Here is a 19,304-nt window from a genome sequence, read left to right on the forward strand (position 1 = left end):
GTTGGCAAAACCTGCTAGAACAATGATGCGTTGTCACCCAGGCTCGAAAGCAAGTCTAGGATCTCTCGCTTCCTGCTCGCGGTTGCTGCGGACGCCGCGCTGGCGGCTACGATGTCGGAGATGCGCCCAGTCTTGGCTTTCTGGGTAGCGCGCGCGGATGCGCGGAGGCCGTCCTCGATCAACGCGAGTTGTTCCGCGTCAGGGTTGTGAAGCAAGGCGCCCAATTGGACTGAAAGTGCCTTGAGGCGCAGGTCCAACTTAGTGACAAGCTGAGCCATGCGCTCCCCGCGATTAGCGGTGAGCACCACGTTCACGAGTTCGCCGAACACGCTACCTAAGCCAGGGGCGGCCACATCGACGATGCTGGTGATCGTGCGCAGGCTCATTTGCGCCCGATCCACCGCTGTCTCTTGGAGTGCGGGATTCACTGCTGCCACCGTCCGTCCCCCGTTGGTCCAGGGTTTGATGGCGGCGGCTCGTTCGTCGGATGAGGCGCAGGGTCTGGCATAGGCCCATTCGCGCAGGGTGGTCTGGATGAAGCGTTCGGCCTTTCCGTTGGTGCGCGGGGTGTAACGACGGGTTCGGACGTGGCGGGCTCCGGTCTGGCGCAGGTCTCGGCGAACAGGCCGGAGCGATAGGCCGATCCGTTGTCGGTCATGACCCGCTCGACGGCGACGCCGTGGCATCCCAGCCAGTCGAGGGCGCGCTGGGGAAAGTGGCGGTGCCTTCCTTGCGCTCCGAGGCCAGCAGTTCGGTGTAGGCCAGGCGCGAGGCGGCATCGATGCAGACGTGCAGGAAGTCCCAGCCGCCCTTGTGTGAGCGACCGGCGGTGCGATCGCCGGTGGCGCGATGACCCGCCCGTTCGAAGCGGCCCAGCTTCTTGATGTCCAGGTGGATCATCTCTCCGGGCCGGTCGCGTTCATAGCGGATGATCACAGGCTTCGGATCCAGCGACGACAGTCGTCCCAACACCAAGCCGACGCAGCGCCGCCCCTACCGTCGAACGGGCCAATGCCCAGCGTCCGCGCGATCCGGGGACCGGTCATGCGCTCGCGTCTGAGCCGTTCGATCTCGGCGACGCGAGCCGACGGGGTCCGATGCGGACGACGGACCGGCGCAGAGCTGCGGTCCGCATGGCCCGCGCCCAGACGATGGCGCTTCAGCCGTTTGCGAGCGGTCCGTCAGCAGGCTCGACCCGACGGCGTCAGCCGGGCATTCTTGTGCATGTTCATCCGAGAGGCTCCACTGACGGCTGGTTGGCTTCGCAACCCCAGCTGCTCAGCACCCCCTCGGGTGAACAACCTTCATAGCTTCGACATCTAGGTGTTTGGTCTCGAGCACAGATTAGGCTTTGATTGGCAGCGATGCCTGCATCTGTAAGCTCCGGCAGCTTGTACCCTCGTGTCGGAGAGCGTCCCCGACACGAGGGCGAGTGACTGGGGTTAAACCCTGTCCAACACAAATCCGGCGGCCTGGAAGTCGCCGCGGAGCGGGCTGTCGACGCCGTGCTCCATCCAGTAGGCGCCGCTGGCGCGGACGGGGTTGAGAGCAGTGGCGTCGGCGGCGGCCTGTGGGCCGGCGTAGGCGCGCAGGGCGTAGGTCGCCCGAGGATCCAGACCACGGAGCTGGATCAGCGATTGCGGGTCCAACTTGGTTGAGGAATGAACGAAGGCAAACAGGGCGGCCTGTGACTTGTCGGGCGAGACAGACAGGGTGACTGAGCGGTTCGAGCCCTTCTGCGGCGAGATCAGGCGGTAGAGGTCGCCGCGCTGCACCGTGCGCCGGATGGTCTTATATTCGGCGATCAGGCGTTTGGCGGTGGCGAAGTCAGCGTCCTGCCAGTGGTTCAGATTGGCACCGACGCCCAGTCCGCCCTGCATCGACGACAGGAAGCGATACTCCAGCGAAGTCGTGCGCTGGTTCACCCAGTTGGGCGAATCCGTCACCCACGCCATCATGACGCTGGGGGCATAGGCGTGACTGAAACCGTCCTGCATGGTCAGGCGGTCATAGGGGTCGGTGTTGTCCGACGGCCAGGCCTGATCGGTCATGGTCAGGATGCCAAGATCGACACGGCCGCCGCCACCCGCACAGGTTTCGATCTCCAGCTTGGGATGGCGACGGCGCAGTTCGGTGATGATCCAGTAGAGGTTCTTGGTGAAGGCGACATAGACCTGTTGCTGGTCTTCGACCGCGCGCTGGTCCCAGCCGGGTTCGGACCAGTTGCGGTTATGGTCCCATTTCAGGAAGGCGATGTCGTTCTGGCTGACCAGATCGTCCAGCACCTTCAGCAGGTAGTCGCGAACATCGCGGCGGGCCAGGTTGAGCACCATCTGGTTGCGGCCCTCGGTGCGCGGGCGCCCCGGCATGCTGAGAACCCAGTCGGGATGGGCGCGATAGAGGTCGCTGTCGGCATTGACCATCTCAGGCTCGACCCATAGGCCGAAGTCCATGCCCAGGCCTTTGACGCGGTCGATCAGCGGCTTCAGACCATTGGGAAATTTGTTGCGGTTGACGGTCCAGTCGCCAAGGCCGGCACGGTCGTTGTTGCGGGCACCAAACCAGCCGTCATCCATGACGAAACGCTCGACGCCGATGGTGGCGGCCTTTTCAGCCAGGGCGACCTGGCCGGGTTCGTCCACGTGGAATTCTGTCGCTTCCCACGAGTTGTAAAGCACGGGTCGCAGGGGCGCGTTTTCGCCGCCCGGCAGGATGGCGCGGCGCTGGAAACGGTGCATCAGGCGCGAGGCACCGCCCATGCCGTGGCCGGAATAGCCCGCGTAGAAGATGGGGCTTTCCAGCGTGTCGCCCGGCATCAGGCGATAGGCGAAGTCGAACGGGTTATAGCCGCCAACGATCCTGACGACGCCCAGCGGGTCCTGGTCCAGGGTAATGCGCCAGGATCCGCTCCACGCCAGGGCCCCGAACCAGACGGGGCCGTTTTCTTCGCCGGACACGCCCTTGCGGTCTATGGCGAACCACGGATTGTTCTGGTGGCCCGTGTCGCCCCTGCGGCTTTCCAGCACGGTCGAGCCGGCGGTCAGCGGGCGCGATTGCAACGTCCATTCGGCCGCCCAACGTCCGGTCAGATAATGAAGCTGGTAGTCTTCCTCGATCGGCAGGTTCAGGGCGGCGGCGGCCAGCTGGTCAATACGGATCGGCTTGCGCGTACGGTTTTCCACGACGGCAGAGCGGCCCAGGATGCCGGTCTCGGCATCCATGACGTAGCGCAGTTCGACATAGACGGCCTGGTTGATGTCCTTCAGGCGAACGGTGATGCCCTGGTCGGTGATACGGTGCGATTCATAACGTAGCACCAGGTCGCGTGCGCCGTCGGTGAAGGCGACCTTCAGGGCGGGTTCGACGAACATGCCGCCCCCGAAGGCGGGGAACTCCTGTGGGGTGACCGAGGTCGACAGGTCGACCGATGAATGATCGCGTATGCTGATCGGCGTGCCGGGCGTATCGCCATCCGCCAAGCGCCCTCCCCAATAGAGCGCTTGCACCTGACCCTGATTGTTGACGCCGAAGGCATAGGTGGTTTCACCCCCGTCGAGCCGGAACACCTTGGTGCTGGAATCATAGCGGGCAAAGGCGCTGGCCTGGGTGGTCCAGGCCGCCGAGGCGCCCAGCATGGAGAGGCAGACCAGCCTCCGGTTCATTGGTAGAGCAGTCATCAGGCGTTCCTCCCAGGATTCTTATTTATCTGATAAATCAGGCGTGGCTCGGGCTTGTCAACCGTGCGCGGCTCATCGCGGCCTGCGTTGCCATAATGCCGCAGGGTAAGGCCTGAAGCCGAAAAAACGCCGTCTTCGAAATTTTAGTTCCGATTTATCATATTTATGAGATATTGCTTTTATCGACGCTCGGAAAGGGCGCGGTTCGGCACTTCAAATGCATGTCTCTGGGGAGAGAAATGAAAGATAGTCATCGTCGCGGCGGCGCTGTCCTGCTGCATGGCGCAAGCGCCCTTGCTCTTTTTGTCGCGGCTCCGGCTCTCGCACAGACGGCTCCGTCTGGTGCCGCAGCGCAGCCATCAACCGTGGACGAGATCGTCGTAACCGGCACCCGCGCCAGCCTTGCGCGCGCTCTGGATGTGAAGCGCAACACGGTCGGCGTGGTCGACTCCATCGCCGCTGAGGACATCGGCAAATTCCCTGATCAGAACGTGGCTGAATCCCTGCAGCGGATCACCGGCGTGTCCATCGACCGCAGCGGCGGCGAAGGCAAGTTCATCACGGTTCGCGGCTTTGGGCCCGAGTTCAATACGGTACTGCTGAACAACCGTCTGCTGGCCACCGAGAATGCGGGCCGCGAGTTCAGCTTCGACATTCTGGCTTCTGAACTGATCAGCGGTGCCGAGGTCTATAAGTCGTCGGACGCGGTGCAGCAGGAAGGCGGCATCGGCTCGACCGTCATCGTGCGCACGGCGCGTCCGCTGGATCGTCCCGGCTATCATTTCGCCGGCAGCGCCGCTGCCAAGACCGACAGCACGGCGGATCGCACCACGCCGACCTTCTCGATGGTCGCCAGCGGCAGCAACGCGGCGCGTGATTTCGGTGCCCTGTTCAGCCTGGCCTATGATGAGCGTGACTCGCGCGCCACCAACATCAACACTGGCGGCTGGATTGCGGGCCAAAACCTGGACTTCAATGGTGACAAGACGATTGATCTGGCCAATGTCGCCCTGCCGCGTACGCTGAACTACACGGTGGAGAACAGCCACCGCGAGCGTATCGGCGGCACCCTGGCTCTGGACTGGGTGGTCAATGACAAGCTGAAGCTGACGGCGGACGCCCTCTACACGCAGCTACGCGTGAACTCGCGCTCGAACCAGCTTGGCTATTACACCGATCCAAGCGACATCGTTTCGGCGACGGCTAATGGAAATGGCACCGTCACCCATTTCGTGCGCTCGGCCAGTGGCGGTCTGGCGACCGACCAGATCGTCTTCGACTCGCCGCGTGACGCCAAGACCTATCAACTGGCCCTGCACGCTCGCTATACGCCCGACGATCGCTCGGTCCTGGATGTCGACCTGTCCCATTCGCAGGCGACGGACCAGAACAAGTCGGTCTTCTACGTCATCGGTTCGCGCAACACCGGCTTCAACCCGACGTTCGACCTGAACGCGGGCGGTCTGCCGACCATGACGAATGTGCTGTCGCCGACGGATCCATCGCGTCTGGTCCTGCACTGCTGCTCCGAGCGGGGCGGGGAGGTGACGGATGCGGTCACCCAGCTGAACCTGGATTATCGTCGTGACTTCGAAGGCGTGCTGCAGACCATCAAGGTCGGTGGCCTGGCGACCTATCGCAAGAAGGACATCACCTCGCTGCTGACGCCCGATCCGCTGGGTTGCTTCTACTGCGGGTATTACGCCTCCATGCCTGCGGACATCACCAGCGTCTTCCACGCCGGCAATATTCTGGGCAGCGGCGACATGAGCTGGCTGGACTACGACCTGGCCAAGCTGGTCGCCTACTACGGCAGCGACGCCGCAATCAGCCAGCGCAATGACCCGGCCGCAGAGGCTGCATTCCGCGCTGTCTATCAGGCCAACAACAACAGCCTGGCACCTCAGTATGATGCTCTGGGTTCGGGGTCGGTAGCTGAAACCTCGGGCGCTATATACGCCCAGGCTGAGTTCGGCGGCTATCACAACGACCACCGTTGGTCCGCCATTGCGGGTCTGCGTTACGTCTATACGGATCTGACGGCCGAGGGTAACTCGCGGCAACTGTTGTCGATCAAGCCGCGTCCGGGTGACCCGACCTCGGCCGATCCGACCTATTCTCCGCCGGTGCCGGTGTCTGCAAACAGCACCTATGGCTATCTGCTGCCGTCGATTTCGGCCCGATACAACATCACCGACGACATCGTGCTGCGGGGGGCTGCGTCGCGCACCCTGACCCGCCCGACCCTGACTAATCTGCGCCTGTCGCAGTCGTTCGACTTCCGACCGCCGCAATCCAGCACAGTCAGCGGCGGCAACCCCTATCTGAAGCCCTATCTGGCCTGGAACGGCGATGTGGGTCTGGACTGGTTCATCAACCGCGCCTCCTACGCCAGCATCGCGGTCTTCTATAAGGACGTGTCGAACTTCGTGTCGCTGGTCACGACGCCAACCGAGTTCTTTGGTTATCCGTTCCTGCAGACCCAGCCGACCAATGCGGAATCGGCAGAGGTCTATGGCTTCGAAGCGGCCGTCCAGTACACCTTCGACCAACTGCCAGCGCCGTTCGACGGTCTGGGCGTGTCGGCCAACTACACCAAGGTTGAGAGCAGCATTGGTTTCGACCCGTCGCTGAGCAGCCAGACCTTCAACGTCGAAGGTCTGTCGGACACGGCCAACCTGGTTGGCTTCTACGAAAAGGGTCCGATCCAGTTCCGTGTCGCCTACAACTGGCGTGACAAGTTCCTGCGTCGCACCTTCGGCGCCAACGGTCAGCCCGAGAATGTCGGCGCTTACGGTCAGTATGACCTGAGCGGCAGCTACAAGGTGACCGACAATATCTCGGTCTTCGCCGAGGCCATCAACCTGACCAACAAGCATAACCGCAGCTACTCGATCTACGAGGAGCGCCTGATCCAGCTGGAGGATACAGGCCGCCGCGTGACTGTGGGCGTGCGGGCTACCTTCTAACGCTCCAAGTCCCCCTTCTTGAGCGCACTTCGGCCGGACGAGCGATCGTCCGGCCTTTCTTTTTTGAGTATGGTGATGGGGGTGCGACAGCAGGTACGCCGTCCGCAGATATGCCTATTCGGCCGACAGGGCTGTCGCTTCCTGGATCAGCACCAGAACATCATTGATCAGGCCGTGCATGGTCGTGGCGGCCAGTTCGGCGTCACGCGCAACGATGGCGTCAAGGACGGCCTTGTGCGCAGGCAGGCTGGCATTGGAGCCGCGATAGCGGTTGGTGAACTGGATAGAGGTCTGCAGCGCCGTCGCCACGACTTCGCGGAACTGGGCGTAGAAGGGGTTTCCGGATGCCTCCAGGATGGAGACGTGGAAGGCGATATCTGACCACAGGGCGTTGTCGTCGCCGCGTTCAGCGGCCTCCATCCGGGCGAAGGCGCGGCGGATCAGTTCATGGCCCTCGTCGCTACCGGCCTGGGCGGCCAGGCGCGCGGCGCCCGGCTCGATGTTGACGCGCAGTTCGGTGAACTGGCGCAGCAGGGACAGCGAGAATTTCCGCTCCAACAACCAGCGCAGCACATCGGTGTCGAACAGGTTCCACGCCTCCTGCGGCGTGATGATGGTGCCCTGGCGTGGGCGCGCGCTGAGCAGGCCCTTGGCCGTCAGCATCTTGACCGCTTCACGCGTCACCGAACGGCTGACGCCGTGCTGTTTGGCCAGTTCGGCCTCGATCGGGAAGGGGCGGTCGTTGAACGCGCCGGTGACGATCATCTTCCCCAATGAGTCCAGCAGGCCGTAAGTCAGGTTACGACCCAAAGATGTGCGGATTTCCTTGGGGTCAGGGGCGTTCATGCATCACTGCTGGCAAATATGGCGGAGGTTCGCAACTGATTGTTGTTCGGCCAGATGTCGGGTGGGGTTCAATCGACAAGACGACGCAGCCCGGCCAATGAGGCCGCGTCGCCATCCATTTGCGCCGCCTGACGACCCAGTGTCTGGAGAGCTTGGACATAGCGCGTCGTCAGGGTCTCCGCACCGATCAGTGTGATCGGCAGATCCCCAAAGGCGGTCAACGCCTCAGCGGCTTCGGTGCCGATGATCAGGCCGGACAGATAGGCTTCGGCCCGGGCGGTGCTCCAGTTGGACCGCAGGCGATGACTGCGGACGGCGAACAAGGCGCTGGCTAGATCGCCCTGGGCGCCCCGCGTCAGTCCGTCAGCGAAACCAGCGCGGGCTTCGTCTGCGGCGATGTCGGCAGCCGTCGGCTGGGCCCCCATCAACAGGGTCGAGCGGTCCTTCAACAGAGCAAACAGTTCGCCGGTCAGGAAGGTCTGGAAGGCGACGATGCGGCCATCCACGATCTGCGCCCATTTGCCGTGCGTGCCGGGCAGGGCCAACAGATGTTCGCCCCTGGCAAGATCGGGTGACAGACTGAGCGCGCCGAAGATCTGTGTCTCTTCCCCCCGCATCACATCGGGGGTGCCGTCTGGCGTCGAACCGGCGACGCCTGGTGCGATGCGGATGTCATAGTCTTCCAGCGGGGCCTGAACCGCACCATGCGCCCAATCCTCGACGCCAGCGGGGCAGGGAGCATAGGGGGCTTCGACCAGACCGTTCACTGAGCCTGCCATGCCGCACAGGCGCACGCGCGAGACGCCGTGCGCGCCCCGCCACGGTTTGAGCGCGCGGCTCAGGGTTTCGGCGGGCGTGGCTTCGCGGTCGCCGATGCCGGCGCCCTCTGCACGGTCCACAAGGCGGCCCTCGGCATCGAACAGGCTCAGGCGCAAGCGTGTGGTGCCCCAGTCGCCCAGAACGGTCAGATCATTCGCCGCCATGATCAGGCGCCGCCACGCCAACCGGCGACGAAGGCGTTAGCGGCGGCGCGCACCTCGGCGACTGTGCGACCCGGTTTGAACAGGGCGCTGCCGATGCCGAAGCCGTCCGCACCGGCGTCGCGCCAGGTGTTCATGTTCCCAGGATCGACCCCGCCGACCGGGAAGACCGGCGTGGTCTTGGGCAGGACCGCCTTCAACGCCTTCAGTGTCGAGGGGCCTGCGGTCTCGGCCGGAAACAGCTTCAGCGCATCCGCGCCCGCGTCGATGGCGGTGAAGGCCTCGGAGGCGGTGTAGAAGGCGGGGAAGGAGATCAGGCCCGCTGCCTTGGCCGTGCGGATCACATCGACATTGGTGTTGGGCGAGATGATGATCTGGCCGCCCGCATCAGCGACGTCACGCACCGCCTGTGCGTTCAGCACTGTGCCTGCGCCAACGATGGCCCGGTCGCCCAGGGCGTCGGCCAGACGTCGGATGCTGTCCAGCGGCGAGGGCGAGTTCAGTGGCACCTCCAGGCATCTGAACCCGGCTTCATAGAGGGCTTCGCCAACCGGTACGGCCTCGTCCGGCGTCAGGCCGCGCAGGATCGCCACCAGCGGCAGGGTATCAAGGACTTCGGTCCACTGGATCATGAGGTGCAGGCTCCTTCAGCCGCCAAAGGCGTAGGGCGCAAGGCCGCGTACGCCGGGATCAATTTCAAACAGAGCGCCCGCCAGAGCCTCATCCTCACACCCGATGGCAGCGGAGGTTACGAACATCCGATCCAGATCCGGCCCGGCGAAAGTGCAGCTGGTGATCTGGCGAGCGGGCAGGGGGATGGAGCGGTCCAGGACGCCCTCAGGGCTGTAGCGGCTGACGCGCGCACCGTCCCATATGGCAATCCAGACGCCGCCTTCAGCGTCAGTGGTCATGCCGTCCGGGCTTTCTCCATCGCCCAGCGTGACGAAGGTCTGGCGGTTTTGCAGCGTGCCCTCTTCGGTGACATCGAAGCGATAGACGACGCCTGCCGCACTGTCGGTATGATAGAGGGTCTGGCCGTCCGGGCTGAAAGTCGGGCCGTTGGCGATGCGATAGCCGCTGTCGGCGGTGCGCCAGGTCAGGTCCGTGTCCAGACGATAGAGAGACCCTTGCGGCTGCGGACCGCTGCGCTGGTCCATTGTGCCCGCCCAGATGCGTCCATGACGGTCCGCCTTGGCGTCGTTCATGCGGTTGTCGGGCAGGTGAGGTTCCGGCGCGCCGATGGGGGTGATCGACAGGGGCTCCAGCGTCAGTTGGGCGAAGCCGCTCTTGAAGCCCGCGATGAAGCCGGGCGTCTCGCGTCGTTCAATCAGCCAGCCGATCTGCTCGGGCATGGACCAGGTCTGGACCGCACCGCTCGCCAGCGACAGCCGGTTCACGCGCGGGGCCTTGATGTCCACCCAATAGAGGGCGTTCTCGCGGGCCGACCACAGCGGTCCTTCGCCCAGAAGGTCGCGGTCCGGGCGGGCGATCACGGCATAGTCGGCGCGCGTCTGGGCGGCGGTGGTCATGGCGGGCGGCTCCGGGTGCGCGTCACTTGAGGGCTGAGAAACTAGGCGAACGGGCCGGTGAATGTCCATATTGCATATTTATATGATAAAAGATTGACGACCTCTGTTTTGGCATTCTACCCATAGGCTTCAGGGGCGGCGTGGCGTCGCCCGGCGAGATTGAGCGAGGCCCTGATGCGGGATGTCCTGTCCCCCGTCCCAGTCGGACAACGTGACCATGACTGAGGATTTTGGAGACCTGACCGTCGGCGCGACACGGTCGCGCGAGATCGTGCGCATCGAGACATTCGCTGTGGCACCGCGCTGGCTGTTCGTGCGTGTCGAAACGCGTGATGGCGCCGTGGGTTGGGGCGAGGCCAGTCTTGAAGGCCATGCCGAGGCGGTGGACGGCGCTTTCGCGTCCCTGCGGGACCGGTTCATCGGCGCGGATGCCGAGCGGATCGAGGACGTGTGGCAGATCGCCTATCGCGGCGGCTTTTATCGTGGCGGTGCGGTGCTGATGTCGGCCCTGTCGGGGCTGGATCAGGCGCTGTGGGATTTGAAGGGCCGCCGGTTCGGCGTGCCGGTCTGGCAGTTGCTGGGCGGACGGGTGCGCGACCGCGTGCCGGTCTATGCCTGGATTGGCGGCGACCGGCCCAATGACGTGGTCGAGGCCGCCCAGGCCCGGCTGGCGCAGGGCTTCAAGGCCGTGAAGATGAACGCCACCGAGGAGATCGGCTGGCTGGACGGTGCCCATGCGTTCGATGCGGCGCTGGAACGGGTCGCCGCGGTTCGTGCGCTGGACATGGATGTGGCGCTGGACTTCCACGGCCGGGTCCACAAGCCCATGGCAAAGCAATTGGCGGCGGCGCTGGAGCCGCACCGTCCGCTGTTCATCGAAGAGCCGCTGCTGTCCGAAAACATCGAAGGGCTGATCCAGTTGTCACGCCTGACGACCCTGCCCATTGCCCTGGGCGAGCGTCTCTACAGCCGGTGGGAATACAAGCCCTTCTTCGAATCCGGGGCGGTGGATGTGATCCAGCCGGATCTTAGCCACGCCGGTGGCCTGTCGGAGTGCCGACGCATCGCCACCATGGCCGAGGCCTATGATGTGGCGGTCGCGCCGCACTGTCCGCTGGGACCGATTGCTCTGGGCGCCTGCATGCAACTGGCCCTGACGACGCCGAATTTCGTCATTCAGGAAATGTCGCTGGGCATCCACTACAACGTCGGTCACGATCTGCTCAGTTATATGCGTAACCCCGAGGTCTTCGACGTGAAGGACGGCATGGTTGAGGCTCTGGCTGGAGCCGGGCTGGGCGTCGAGATCAACGAGGAGCTTGTGCGTGAAGTGGCGGCCCAGCCGCACAACTGGCGCAACCCGATCTGGCGCGGTGCCGACGGGAGTTTCCGCGAATGGTGATCGGTCGTCGTCATCTGTTGCTGGGTGCAGCGGCCGGCGGTGCGGCCTCCCTGTTGGGGGCCTGTCAGCCGCGTGACGAGCGCGTCCGCATCGGCTTCATCGTCAAACAGCCCGAGGAGCAGTGGTTCCAGGATGAATGGCGCTATGCCGGACAGGCAGCGGTCGCACGCGGCTTCAACCTGATCCGCATCGGTGCGACCGATGGCGACCGGGTGCTGACAGCGATCGACAATCTGGCGGCCAAGAACGCAGGCGGCTTTGTCATCTGCGCGCCGGACCCCAGACTTGGCACGGCCATCTTCCAGCGCGCCAAGGTCAACAACCTGAAGCTCATGTCCGTGGACGACCGCCTGGTCGGCCCGACAGGTCAGCCGATCGAAGACATCCCGCACGTCGGCATCTCGGCCTTCAAGATCGGCGAATTGGCCGGAACGTCCGCGCTGGATGAAGCCCACCGGCGTGGCTGGAAGACGGATCAGATCGGCGTGCTGCGCATCGCCTTCGATAGTCTGGAAACGGCGCGCGAACGCACCTTCGGCGCCCGCAGCGCGCTGCTGAAGGCCGGCGTGCCTGCCGCCAATATCGTCGATGCACCTCAGCGCACGACGGACACCGAAGGCGGTTTCACGGCGGCATCACCAGTGCTGACGCGTCGCCCGGATCTGCGCAACTGGATCATGGTCGGCCTGAACGACGAGGCGGTTCTGGGCGGCGTGCGCGCCGCCGAAGGGCTGAAACTGGGCGCCGACAGTGTCATCGGCGTGGGCATCGGCGGATCGGGCACGGCGGAGGCCGAGTTCGTCAAGGCCAGGCCGACCGGCTTCTTCGGCTCGGTTCTGCTCAGTCCACGCAAGCATGGCTATGACACGGCGTCGGCCATGTACGACTGGATCACACGAGATATTCGGCCCGCGCCACTGACCCTGACAACAGGGACGATGATGACGCGGGAAAACTTTAGACAGTTGCTTGCGGCGGAGAAGGCGTAATGACCCCAAGGGAGGAAGGGGCGCTGCTTTCATATTCCGGCGTCGGCAAGGTTTTTCCCGGCGTCGTGGCGCTGGACGGGGTCAGTTTCTCGGTGCGTCCGGGCGAGATCCGCGCCCTGATGGGCGAGAACGGGGCGGGCAAGTCCACCCTGTTGAAGATTCTGGCGGGCGAGTATCGGCCTGACAGCGGCGGCCTGACGGTCGCGGGCGAACCGGTCGCCTTTGCGTCCCCGCGCGACAGCGCTGCGGCGGGTGTGTCGATCATCCACCAGGAACTGCATCTGGCGCCGGACATGAGCGTCGCGGAAAACCTGCTGCTGGGTGCCTATCCCACCAGGGGCGGCCTGCTGGACAAGGCTGCCATCCGAGCAAAAGCCGCTGAAATCCTGAAGCGGCTGGGCGAAGACATCGACCCCGACACGCCGGTCAGCGCCCTGTCTATCGGCAAGCGTCAGATGATCGAGATCGGCAAGGCGCTGCTGCGCGACGCCCGCATCATCGCCTTTGACGAACCGACCAGTTCGCTCAGCGCGCGCGAGACCCAAACCCTGATGCGGATCATCCGCGACCTCGCCGCCGAGGGGCGCGCCATCCTCTATGTCAGCCATCGGATGGAGGAGGTCTTCGCCCTGTGCGACAGCGTCACGGTCCTGCGTGACGGGCGCCATGTGGTCGACTATCCGCGCATGGCGGATCTGCCTGAGGCGCAGTTGATTTCCGATATGGCGGGGCGCGCCATCGCCGACATCTACGACTATCGCGCCCGTCCCCTGGGCGATGAGGTGATCGCGGCTGAAGGCCTGCTGGGGCCGGGGCTAAGCCGTCCGGTCGATGTCACCGCGCGTAAGGGCGAGATTCTGGGCTTCTTCGGCCTGGTCGGTGCCGGGCGGTCTGAGCTGTTCAAGCTGCTGTACGGTGCCGTGGCCCCGACAGCTGGCCGGGTGCGTCTGCACGGCGCGGCTGCAGCGGTTAACAGCCCGCGTGACGGCATCGCCGCCGGTATGGCCCTGTGTCCTGAGGACCGGAAAGGGGAGGCCATCTTCCCGCTGGGTTCAGTACGTGAAAACATCGTCGTTGCGCCGCGTAATCTGGGCGGGCGCATCAAGGCCTTCCTGAATATGGGCGCAGAGGCGAAACAGGCCGATGACCTGATCGCCCTGATGCGGGTCAAGACCGCCTCGGCGGCGACCGCCATCGGCTCCCTGTCAGGCGGTAATCAACAAAAGGCGGTCATCGCCCGCTGGCTGGCGGCTGAGTCCGACATCCTGCTGATGGATGAGCCGACACGGGGCATCGACGTCGGCGCCCGCAGCGAAATCTATGGCCACATCTATCGTCTGGCCGAAAGCGGCAAGACGGTCCTGTTCGCCTCCAGCGACATGCCCGAGGTGATGGGTGTTGCCGACCGTATCGTGGTCATGTGCGAAGGCGCAGTCGCAGGCATCGTGTCGCGCGACGAGGCCACGCCCGATTTTCTTCTCAGGCTGGCGCTGCCCGACGCCGCCGGTTCCGTCTGATTGTCCGAAAGTCCGATGATGTCGAACCCTCTGTCCTCAATTCGTCGCTTCAGCGCCGCCGGACCTCTGGTGATGCTGGCGGTTCTGTTTGTCCTGCTTTCTGTCTTCGTGCCTGATTTCCTGGGCGTGCGGAACATGCGGGGTCTGATCCTGTCCGTGACCCTGGTCGGCACCATCGCCCCGACCATGATGCTGGTTCTGGCGCTGCGAGAGGTTGACCTGTCGGTCGGCTCGACAACCGCGCTGGCGGGCGTGCTCTGTGCGGTGGTCATGGCCTCGACCAACAGCATCCTGCTGGGCGTCGGCGCGGGGCTGACGGCGGGAGCGCTGGTCGGGCTGATGAACGGTTTCGTCGTGGCCAAGTTCAAGCTGAACTCCCTGATCGTCACCCTGGCGACCATGGAGATCGTGCGTGGTCTGGCCTTCCTGGTGTCGGGCGGTGAAGCGGTCTCGATCCCGGTCGAGCGGTTCTATGTGCTGGGTTCCGGGTCGTTCCTGGGCATCAACTATCCGATCTGGATTGCGCTGATCTGTTTCGTGGTTTTCGCCATCGTCCTGAACCGCACAGTGTTCGGCCGCAATGTCCTGGCCATCGGCGGTAACCCCGAAGCCGCGCGTCTGGCCGGGGTTCCCGTGAATCGCGTCCGGGTTCTGGTCTTCGTGCTGCAGGGTCTGGCGGCGGGCGTGGCAGGCATCGTCCTAGCCTCGCGCATCACCAGTGGTCAGCCGAATACCAGTCAGGGGCTGGAGCTTGCGGTCATCTCGGCCTGCGTGCTGGGCGGGGTTTCGCTGTCTGGCGGCATCGCCACCATCACCGGCGTCATTGTCGGGGTTCTGATCATGGGCGCGGCCCAGAATGCGCTGAACCTGCTGGACGTGCCGACCTTCTACCAGTTCGTGGTGCGGGGCGGCATTCTGCTGGCGGCGGTGATGTTTGACCGCCTGCGCCAGTCGCCGGGTCTGTTGAGCACCGGTTTGCTGCGCCGCCGCGCTTCTGCCTCCACGCCTTCCAAAGCCTGAGTCCGCGTCCATGAAGCCTCGTTTCGAAAACCGCGCCGTCATCATCACCGGTGCCCTGGGCGGCATCGGTCTGGCCGTTGCCCGCCGCTTTGCCGCCGAAGGCGCGCGTCTGACGCTGCTGGATCTGAATGCCGATCAGGGCGGGGAGGTCGTGGCGGAACTGAAGATCTTGGGCGCGGCTGACGTCCTGTCTCTGGCCTGCGACATCGGTGATGAGGCGGCAGTTGCAGCAGCGGTGCAGGCTTCGGTTGATCGTCACGGCAGTCTGGATGTCGTGGTCAATGTCGCGGGCCAGATGATCTATCGCCCCATTGCCGAACTGACCGGCGACGACTGGCGTCGGCTGTTGAACGTCAACCTGATCGGCGCGGCCCTGCTGACCGGCCATGCCCTACGTCTGATGCAGCCGGGCGGATCGGTGGTGAACATCGCCTCGATCCACGCGCGTCAGACCAGCCCGGATGTCGCCCCCTACGCCGCGGCCAAGGCGGGCTTGCTCAGCCTGACCCGCACAGCCTCCATTGAAGGTCGCGCCAAGGGCATTCGCGTCAACGCTATCCTTCCCGGGGCCATCGACACCCCCATGCTGTGGGACAGTCCCAATATCGCATCGGGCGCAGAGGTGCTGGCGCCCGGTGATGTGGGCCAGCCGGATGATGTCGCCGGACCAGTCCTTTTCCTGGCCTCGGACGACGCCCGGTTCGTCACCGGCGTGTCGATGGAGGTCGACGGCGGTCGCCTGGCCAAGCTCTGATGGGCGTCGAGATCAAGCCCTGGGGGCGGCTGGATGACGGTCGCCCGGTCCAGTTGGCGACCCTGAGCAATGGTCGCGGCTTCGAGGCGAAGATCAGCGACTATGGCGCTCGCATCGTCTCCATCCTGGCGCCGGATCGTGACGGAACGCCCGGTGAGACCGTGCTGGGGTTCGCGGCGCTGGAAGATTATCTGACCGACGCCTATCGCGCGGCGGGCCCTTACTTCGGCGCCACTGTTGGCCGCTACGCCAATCGCATCGGCGGCGCGCGTTTCACGCTGGACGGGCAGGAATATCGGCTGGCCGCCAACGAAGGTGACAACCAACTGCACGGCGGACCTGTGGGGTTCAATCAGGCGGTCTGGACCATGACGCCTTTGGTCGGTGAGATCGGCGTGCGCCTGATCCATCACAGTCCTGACGGCGATCAGGGCTTCCCTGGCGCCGTCTCCGTCTCGCTTGAGGTCGTGGTTTCGTCAGATGCGAACACCCTGATCCTGCGCTACTGCGCCACAACGGATCGCCCGACCCATATCAACCTGACGACCCACCCCTATTTCAATCTCGCGGCCGGAGTGGAACGAACCATCCAAGAGCATGAAATAACGGTCTTGGCCGACCGCTATACCCCAGCCGATGACGCCTGCATTCCGACGGGTGAAATCGCGCCAGTCCGCGATGGTGCGCTGGACCTGACGGCTCCGCGTCGATTGGGCTCTGTCATCCAACAGGGCGCACTGGCCGGAACACGGGGGCTGAACCACAACTATGTGCTGAGCGATCAACCCGCAGAGGCTCCTCGACACGCCGCCACCCTGTCTCACGCCGCGACGGGGCGTCGCCTTGAGGTCTGGACTACGGAGCCGGGGCTGCAGGTCTATTCAGGCGGTTACCTGCCCGAATTGGAGGGCCGAAACGGCGAGCAGATCAATCCAGCTGCGGGCGTCTGTCTGGAGACCCAACATTTCCCGGACACGCCCAACCAGCCGCACTTCCCAACGACGCAGATCTATCCGGGCATGACTTTTCACTCAAGGACCGAGCTGAGATTCTCGATAGTTTGAGGTTGCCTGCCATGGACGATGCTTCGGCCCGCCAGCCATTGTCGTGGACTAATAGCCGGCAAGACCTTCAGTTCCAAAAGGCCGTGGTCAAATATGTGCGGAAAGGGCGTCTGCAGGGGACGTCGTCCCAGCCTCATAGCTCTCGCCGCAGCCCTGCGTGACCATGTGGTCTGAGCCTGACCAGCATGGAGCTTGAGGCTAGGGATCGGCCTTGAAGTCACGATGACCGGCACGCGACTCAGCTGTCCGTCGACGGCCTTGGCGAGCTTGGTCAAAGCCGTTGGCGCGACGGTTAGACGACACACGACCTGCGAGAGCATCGCGGAGTTAAGGGGCGGGTCTTGCGGTGCGGACGTTCGAGTGTTGCGGAATTCTCCGCCCAACTAAAAGCATCGAGACATCTCCGATGAATGATAAGCACGATCGAAACCGTCAGGCCTCCGGCCCTGACGGCTTGCGACTTTGCCGGCATCCGCCAAGAATTGGCCGCGCTGTTGGCTGGCGAAGGTTTCGACATCGCGGTTGCAGCCGATCCGCCGTTTGCAGAAGGTCCAACAGGACTACCAACGCATGGGTGCGAAGTCGAAAGCCAGCAGGCTGACCTCTCCATCAAACGGACTGCTCGCCACGAACGCCCGTATAAGACGGACGGGATTTCCTGAACTCGAGCCCTCAACACATCCCTGACTGGTTCAAGTTAACTCAGGTGCAGGGGCTCTCTAGGGGCGCCGATTGGCTGACCGTCGCCGATGGCGGATGCCCGTCCCAGGGCGCGAGTCGGGTGCGCGACATAGGAACGAACGCCGGTGGCTGGTCTTGTTTGGGCTGACATTCCGGAGACACACATGTCCATCATCGACAAGATCGCCGCCGCCGTGACCCCCCAGCCCGATGACGAAAAGCGCGCGCAGGCGACCGCCGAAGCGAGGTCAGCGGCGACCCCCGGCGACTGGCTCAGCCTTGTCCTCGATCATCATGATCTGATCCGCGAAGGCTTCGCTGTGGGCAGGGTCGCGAGGAGCGCCGCTGACCGCAAGGAGGCGATGAAGGCGCTGGCCATCATCCTGAACGGCCACTCCCTGGCGGAGGAATTGGTCCTCTATCCCGCGCTCGGTCAGGCCGATCACAAGGCCCATGCGGCGCAAGCCTATCTCGAGCAGACGGTCGCCAAGAACCAGATGGCTGAGCTGGAGAATATCCCGCCGTCGCAGGCAGCCTGGCTCGACAAGTGGGAGCACATTGAAGGCGCGGTCCTGACCCACATGTATCAAGAGGAGTCCGGCTGGTTCCTGGACTTAAAGAAGAACGCCCCGGATGAGGCGCGTCTGACCTCCCGCTACGCCGAAGAATACGAGCGGTACGTAGCGTGAGCGCGCCTATGCACCTTGTCATCGGGGTGTGGCGATGACGAGCTGCGGGATTTTAGTCACGGGTGGCGCTGGCTACATAGGCTCGCATACCTGCAAGGCCTTGGCCCAGACCGGCTACGCGCCCGTGGTCTACGACGATTTGAGCAACGGGCATGAAGAGGCGGTGCTGTGGGGGCCGCTCGTGCGCGGGGACATCCGCGACACGGCGCGTCTCACCAAGGCCATGGCCGACCACGACGTGTTCGGTGTGATCCATTTCGCAGGGCTGATCGAGGTAGGCCAGTCTGTGCACCGCCCGGACCTCTACTGGGACTGCAATGTGAACGGCGTCGCGGCCGTGCTCGAGGCGATGCGCTCGGCCGAGGTCGGGCGGCTGATCTTCTCCTCAACCGCCGCCTGTTACGGGACGCCGCCAAACGACTCGCCCCTGTCCGAAGATGATTCCCTCAATCCCATCAACCCCTATGGTGACAGCAAGCTGGCCGGAGAGCGGATGATAGCCGCCTACTGCGCCGCCTTTGGGTTGACGGCGGTCGCGCTGCGCTACTTCAACGCCAGCGGCGTGGATGCGGAGGGTCAGGTCGGAGAGGCGCACTATCCCGAAACTCACCTGATCCCGCTCGCCATCGAGGCCGCGCTTGATGCCACCCAGCCCCTGACGGTGTTTGGCGACGATTTCCCGACAGACGATGGGTTCTGCATTCGAGACTATGTCCATGTCACCGATCTGGCCCAGGCGCATGTGCTGGCTCTCGAGGTTGAGTTGGGCGCGTCAGGATTCGAGGCCATGAACCTGGGCCGGGGCAGGGGCTCATCAGTGATGGAGGTCATCGACGCCGTCGCCAAGGCCTGCGGTCGGAGACCCGCCTATTCCCTAGGGCCGAGGCGCGCGGGAGATCCTCCGATGCTGGTCGCCGAACCGTCCCGAGCGATGGCTCGATTGGGGTGGACGCCAGCCTTCACGGATCTGCAGGCGATCGTCGACTCGGCCGTCGCCTGGCGCCGCCATCGCCGGTTCGGTGCGCCGGCCTCTCTGAAGAGCGTTGCGTGACGGGGGCAGGTCCCGCGCTGTGGGGCGGGCATGAGTGCACGGTCAACCGTATTGGCGATATCTGGAGCGATCAAACCCTTTTGACGGGGCATGAGCATCGGATCGAAGACCTTGATGCGTTCGCCGCACTCGGATT

The 19,304-nt window shown here is 64.3% G+C and carries 16 protein-coding genes and 1 pseudogene; 10 read left to right on the forward strand and 7 right to left on the reverse strand.

The window, feature by feature from the left end; all coding sequences use genetic code 11:
• Positions 1-14: 14 nt before the first annotated feature.
• From KWG56_RS18670 to KWG56_RS01120, 3 genes and pseudogenes are all read right to left on the reverse strand, one after another.
• On the reverse strand, positions 15-386 hold the full coding sequence (locus KWG56_RS18670) for a hypothetical protein (RefSeq protein ID WP_244999589.1): 372 nt from the start codon (positions 384-386) through the stop codon (positions 15-17).
• Positions 363-1,232 (reverse strand): annotated as a pseudogene (locus KWG56_RS19010) (DDE-type integrase/transposase/recombinase); the annotation flags it as partial. The pseudogene KWG56_RS19010 and the gene KWG56_RS18670, both read right to left, overlap by 24 nt.
• A 210-nt stretch (positions 1,233-1,442) precedes the next feature.
• Positions 1,443-3,677, reverse strand: a complete 2,235-nt coding sequence (locus KWG56_RS01120; protein WP_219353394.1) for an alpha-galactosidase — start codon at positions 3,675-3,677, stop codon at positions 1,443-1,445.
• A gap of 239 nt (positions 3,678-3,916) precedes the next feature.
• Here KWG56_RS01120 and KWG56_RS01125 point away from each other — a divergent pair, with 239 nt between their 5' ends.
• Positions 3,917-6,646, forward strand: coding sequence for a TonB-dependent receptor (locus KWG56_RS01125; protein WP_219353395.1), 2,730 nt, complete (start codon positions 3,917-3,919; stop codon positions 6,644-6,646).
• A gap of 114 nt (positions 6,647-6,760) precedes the next feature.
• Here KWG56_RS01125 and KWG56_RS01130 read toward each other — a convergent pair whose 3' ends face one another.
• The 4 genes from KWG56_RS01130 to KWG56_RS01145 all read right to left on the reverse strand — a co-directional run bounded on the left by KWG56_RS01130 (position 6,761) and on the right by KWG56_RS01145 (position 10,001).
• The gene (locus KWG56_RS01130; RefSeq protein WP_201101221.1) at positions 6,761-7,492 is read right to left on the reverse strand and encodes a FadR/GntR family transcriptional regulator; all 732 of its coding nucleotides are present in this window, start codon (positions 7,490-7,492) and stop codon (positions 6,761-6,763) included.
• Between the two features lie 68 nt (positions 7,493-7,560).
• A complete protein-coding gene (locus KWG56_RS01135) occupies positions 7,561-8,475 on the reverse strand; it encodes a 2-dehydro-3-deoxygalactonokinase (RefSeq protein WP_219353396.1) in 915 nt (304 codons plus the stop codon).
• 2 nt (positions 8,476-8,477) lie between these two features.
• Entirely contained in the window at positions 8,478-9,104 is a 627-nt protein-coding gene (locus KWG56_RS01140; RefSeq protein WP_219353397.1) for a 2-dehydro-3-deoxy-6-phosphogalactonate aldolase, read from the reverse strand.
• A gap of 15 nt (positions 9,105-9,119) precedes the next feature.
• Positions 9,120-10,001 carry an SMP-30/gluconolactonase/LRE family protein gene (locus tag KWG56_RS01145; RefSeq protein ID WP_219353398.1) on the reverse strand — a complete coding sequence of 294 codons (882 nt, stop codon included), beginning with the start codon at positions 9,999-10,001 and terminating at the stop codon, positions 9,120-9,122.
• 217 nt (positions 10,002-10,218) lie between these two features.
• On the opposite strand from KWG56_RS01145, the gene dgoD reads away from it, so the two are divergent.
• The 9 genes from dgoD to galE all read left to right on the forward strand — a co-directional run bounded on the left by dgoD (position 10,219) and on the right by galE (position 19,168).
• Positions 10,219-11,403: a galactonate dehydratase gene (gene dgoD, locus KWG56_RS01150; RefSeq protein WP_201101217.1), complete on the forward strand. Its 1,185-nt coding sequence runs from the start codon at positions 10,219-10,221 to the stop codon at positions 11,401-11,403.
• Positions 11,397-12,392 carry a substrate-binding domain-containing protein gene (locus tag KWG56_RS01155; protein WP_219353399.1) on the forward strand — a complete coding sequence of 332 codons (996 nt, stop codon included), beginning with the start codon at positions 11,397-11,399 and terminating at the stop codon, positions 12,390-12,392. Before dgoD ends, KWG56_RS01155 begins: the two co-directional genes overlap by 7 nt.
• Positions 12,392-13,909, forward strand: coding sequence for an L-arabinose ABC transporter ATP-binding protein AraG (gene araG / locus KWG56_RS01160; protein WP_219353400.1), 1,518 nt, complete (start codon positions 12,392-12,394; stop codon positions 13,907-13,909). The genes KWG56_RS01155 and araG overlap by 1 nt, the downstream gene beginning before the upstream one ends.
• A gap of 18 nt (positions 13,910-13,927) precedes the next feature.
• Complete coding sequence (gene araH / locus KWG56_RS01165; protein ID WP_219373673.1) at positions 13,928-14,929, forward strand: L-arabinose ABC transporter permease AraH; 1,002 nt, start codon at positions 13,928-13,930, stop codon at positions 14,927-14,929.
• A 10-nt stretch (positions 14,930-14,939) separates the two neighbouring features.
• The gene (locus KWG56_RS01170) at positions 14,940-15,683 is read left to right on the forward strand and encodes an SDR family NAD(P)-dependent oxidoreductase (RefSeq protein WP_219353402.1); all 744 of its coding nucleotides are present in this window, start codon (positions 14,940-14,942) and stop codon (positions 15,681-15,683) included.
• A complete protein-coding gene (locus KWG56_RS01175) occupies positions 15,683-16,747 on the forward strand; it encodes an aldose epimerase family protein (RefSeq protein WP_219353403.1) in 1,065 nt (354 codons plus the stop codon). The genes KWG56_RS01170 and KWG56_RS01175 overlap by 1 nt, the downstream gene beginning before the upstream one ends.
• A 410-nt stretch (positions 16,748-17,157) precedes the next feature.
• A complete protein-coding gene (locus KWG56_RS01180; protein WP_219353404.1) occupies positions 17,158-17,409 on the forward strand; it encodes a hypothetical protein in 252 nt (83 codons plus the stop codon).
• Positions 17,410-17,592: 183 nt separating this feature from the next.
• Positions 17,593-18,117, forward strand: coding sequence for a hemerythrin domain-containing protein (locus tag KWG56_RS01185; RefSeq protein ID WP_219353405.1), 525 nt, complete (start codon positions 17,593-17,595; stop codon positions 18,115-18,117).
• Positions 18,118-18,151: 34 nt separating this feature from the next.
• Entirely contained in the window at positions 18,152-19,168 is a 1,017-nt protein-coding gene (galE, locus tag KWG56_RS01190) for a UDP-glucose 4-epimerase GalE (RefSeq protein ID WP_219355371.1), read from the forward strand.
• Positions 19,169-19,304 lie beyond the last annotated feature (136 nt).

The organism is Brevundimonas nasdae (assembly GCF_019395145.1).
GTDB classification, from domain to species: Bacteria; Pseudomonadota; Alphaproteobacteria; order Caulobacterales; family Caulobacteraceae; genus Brevundimonas; species Brevundimonas nasdae.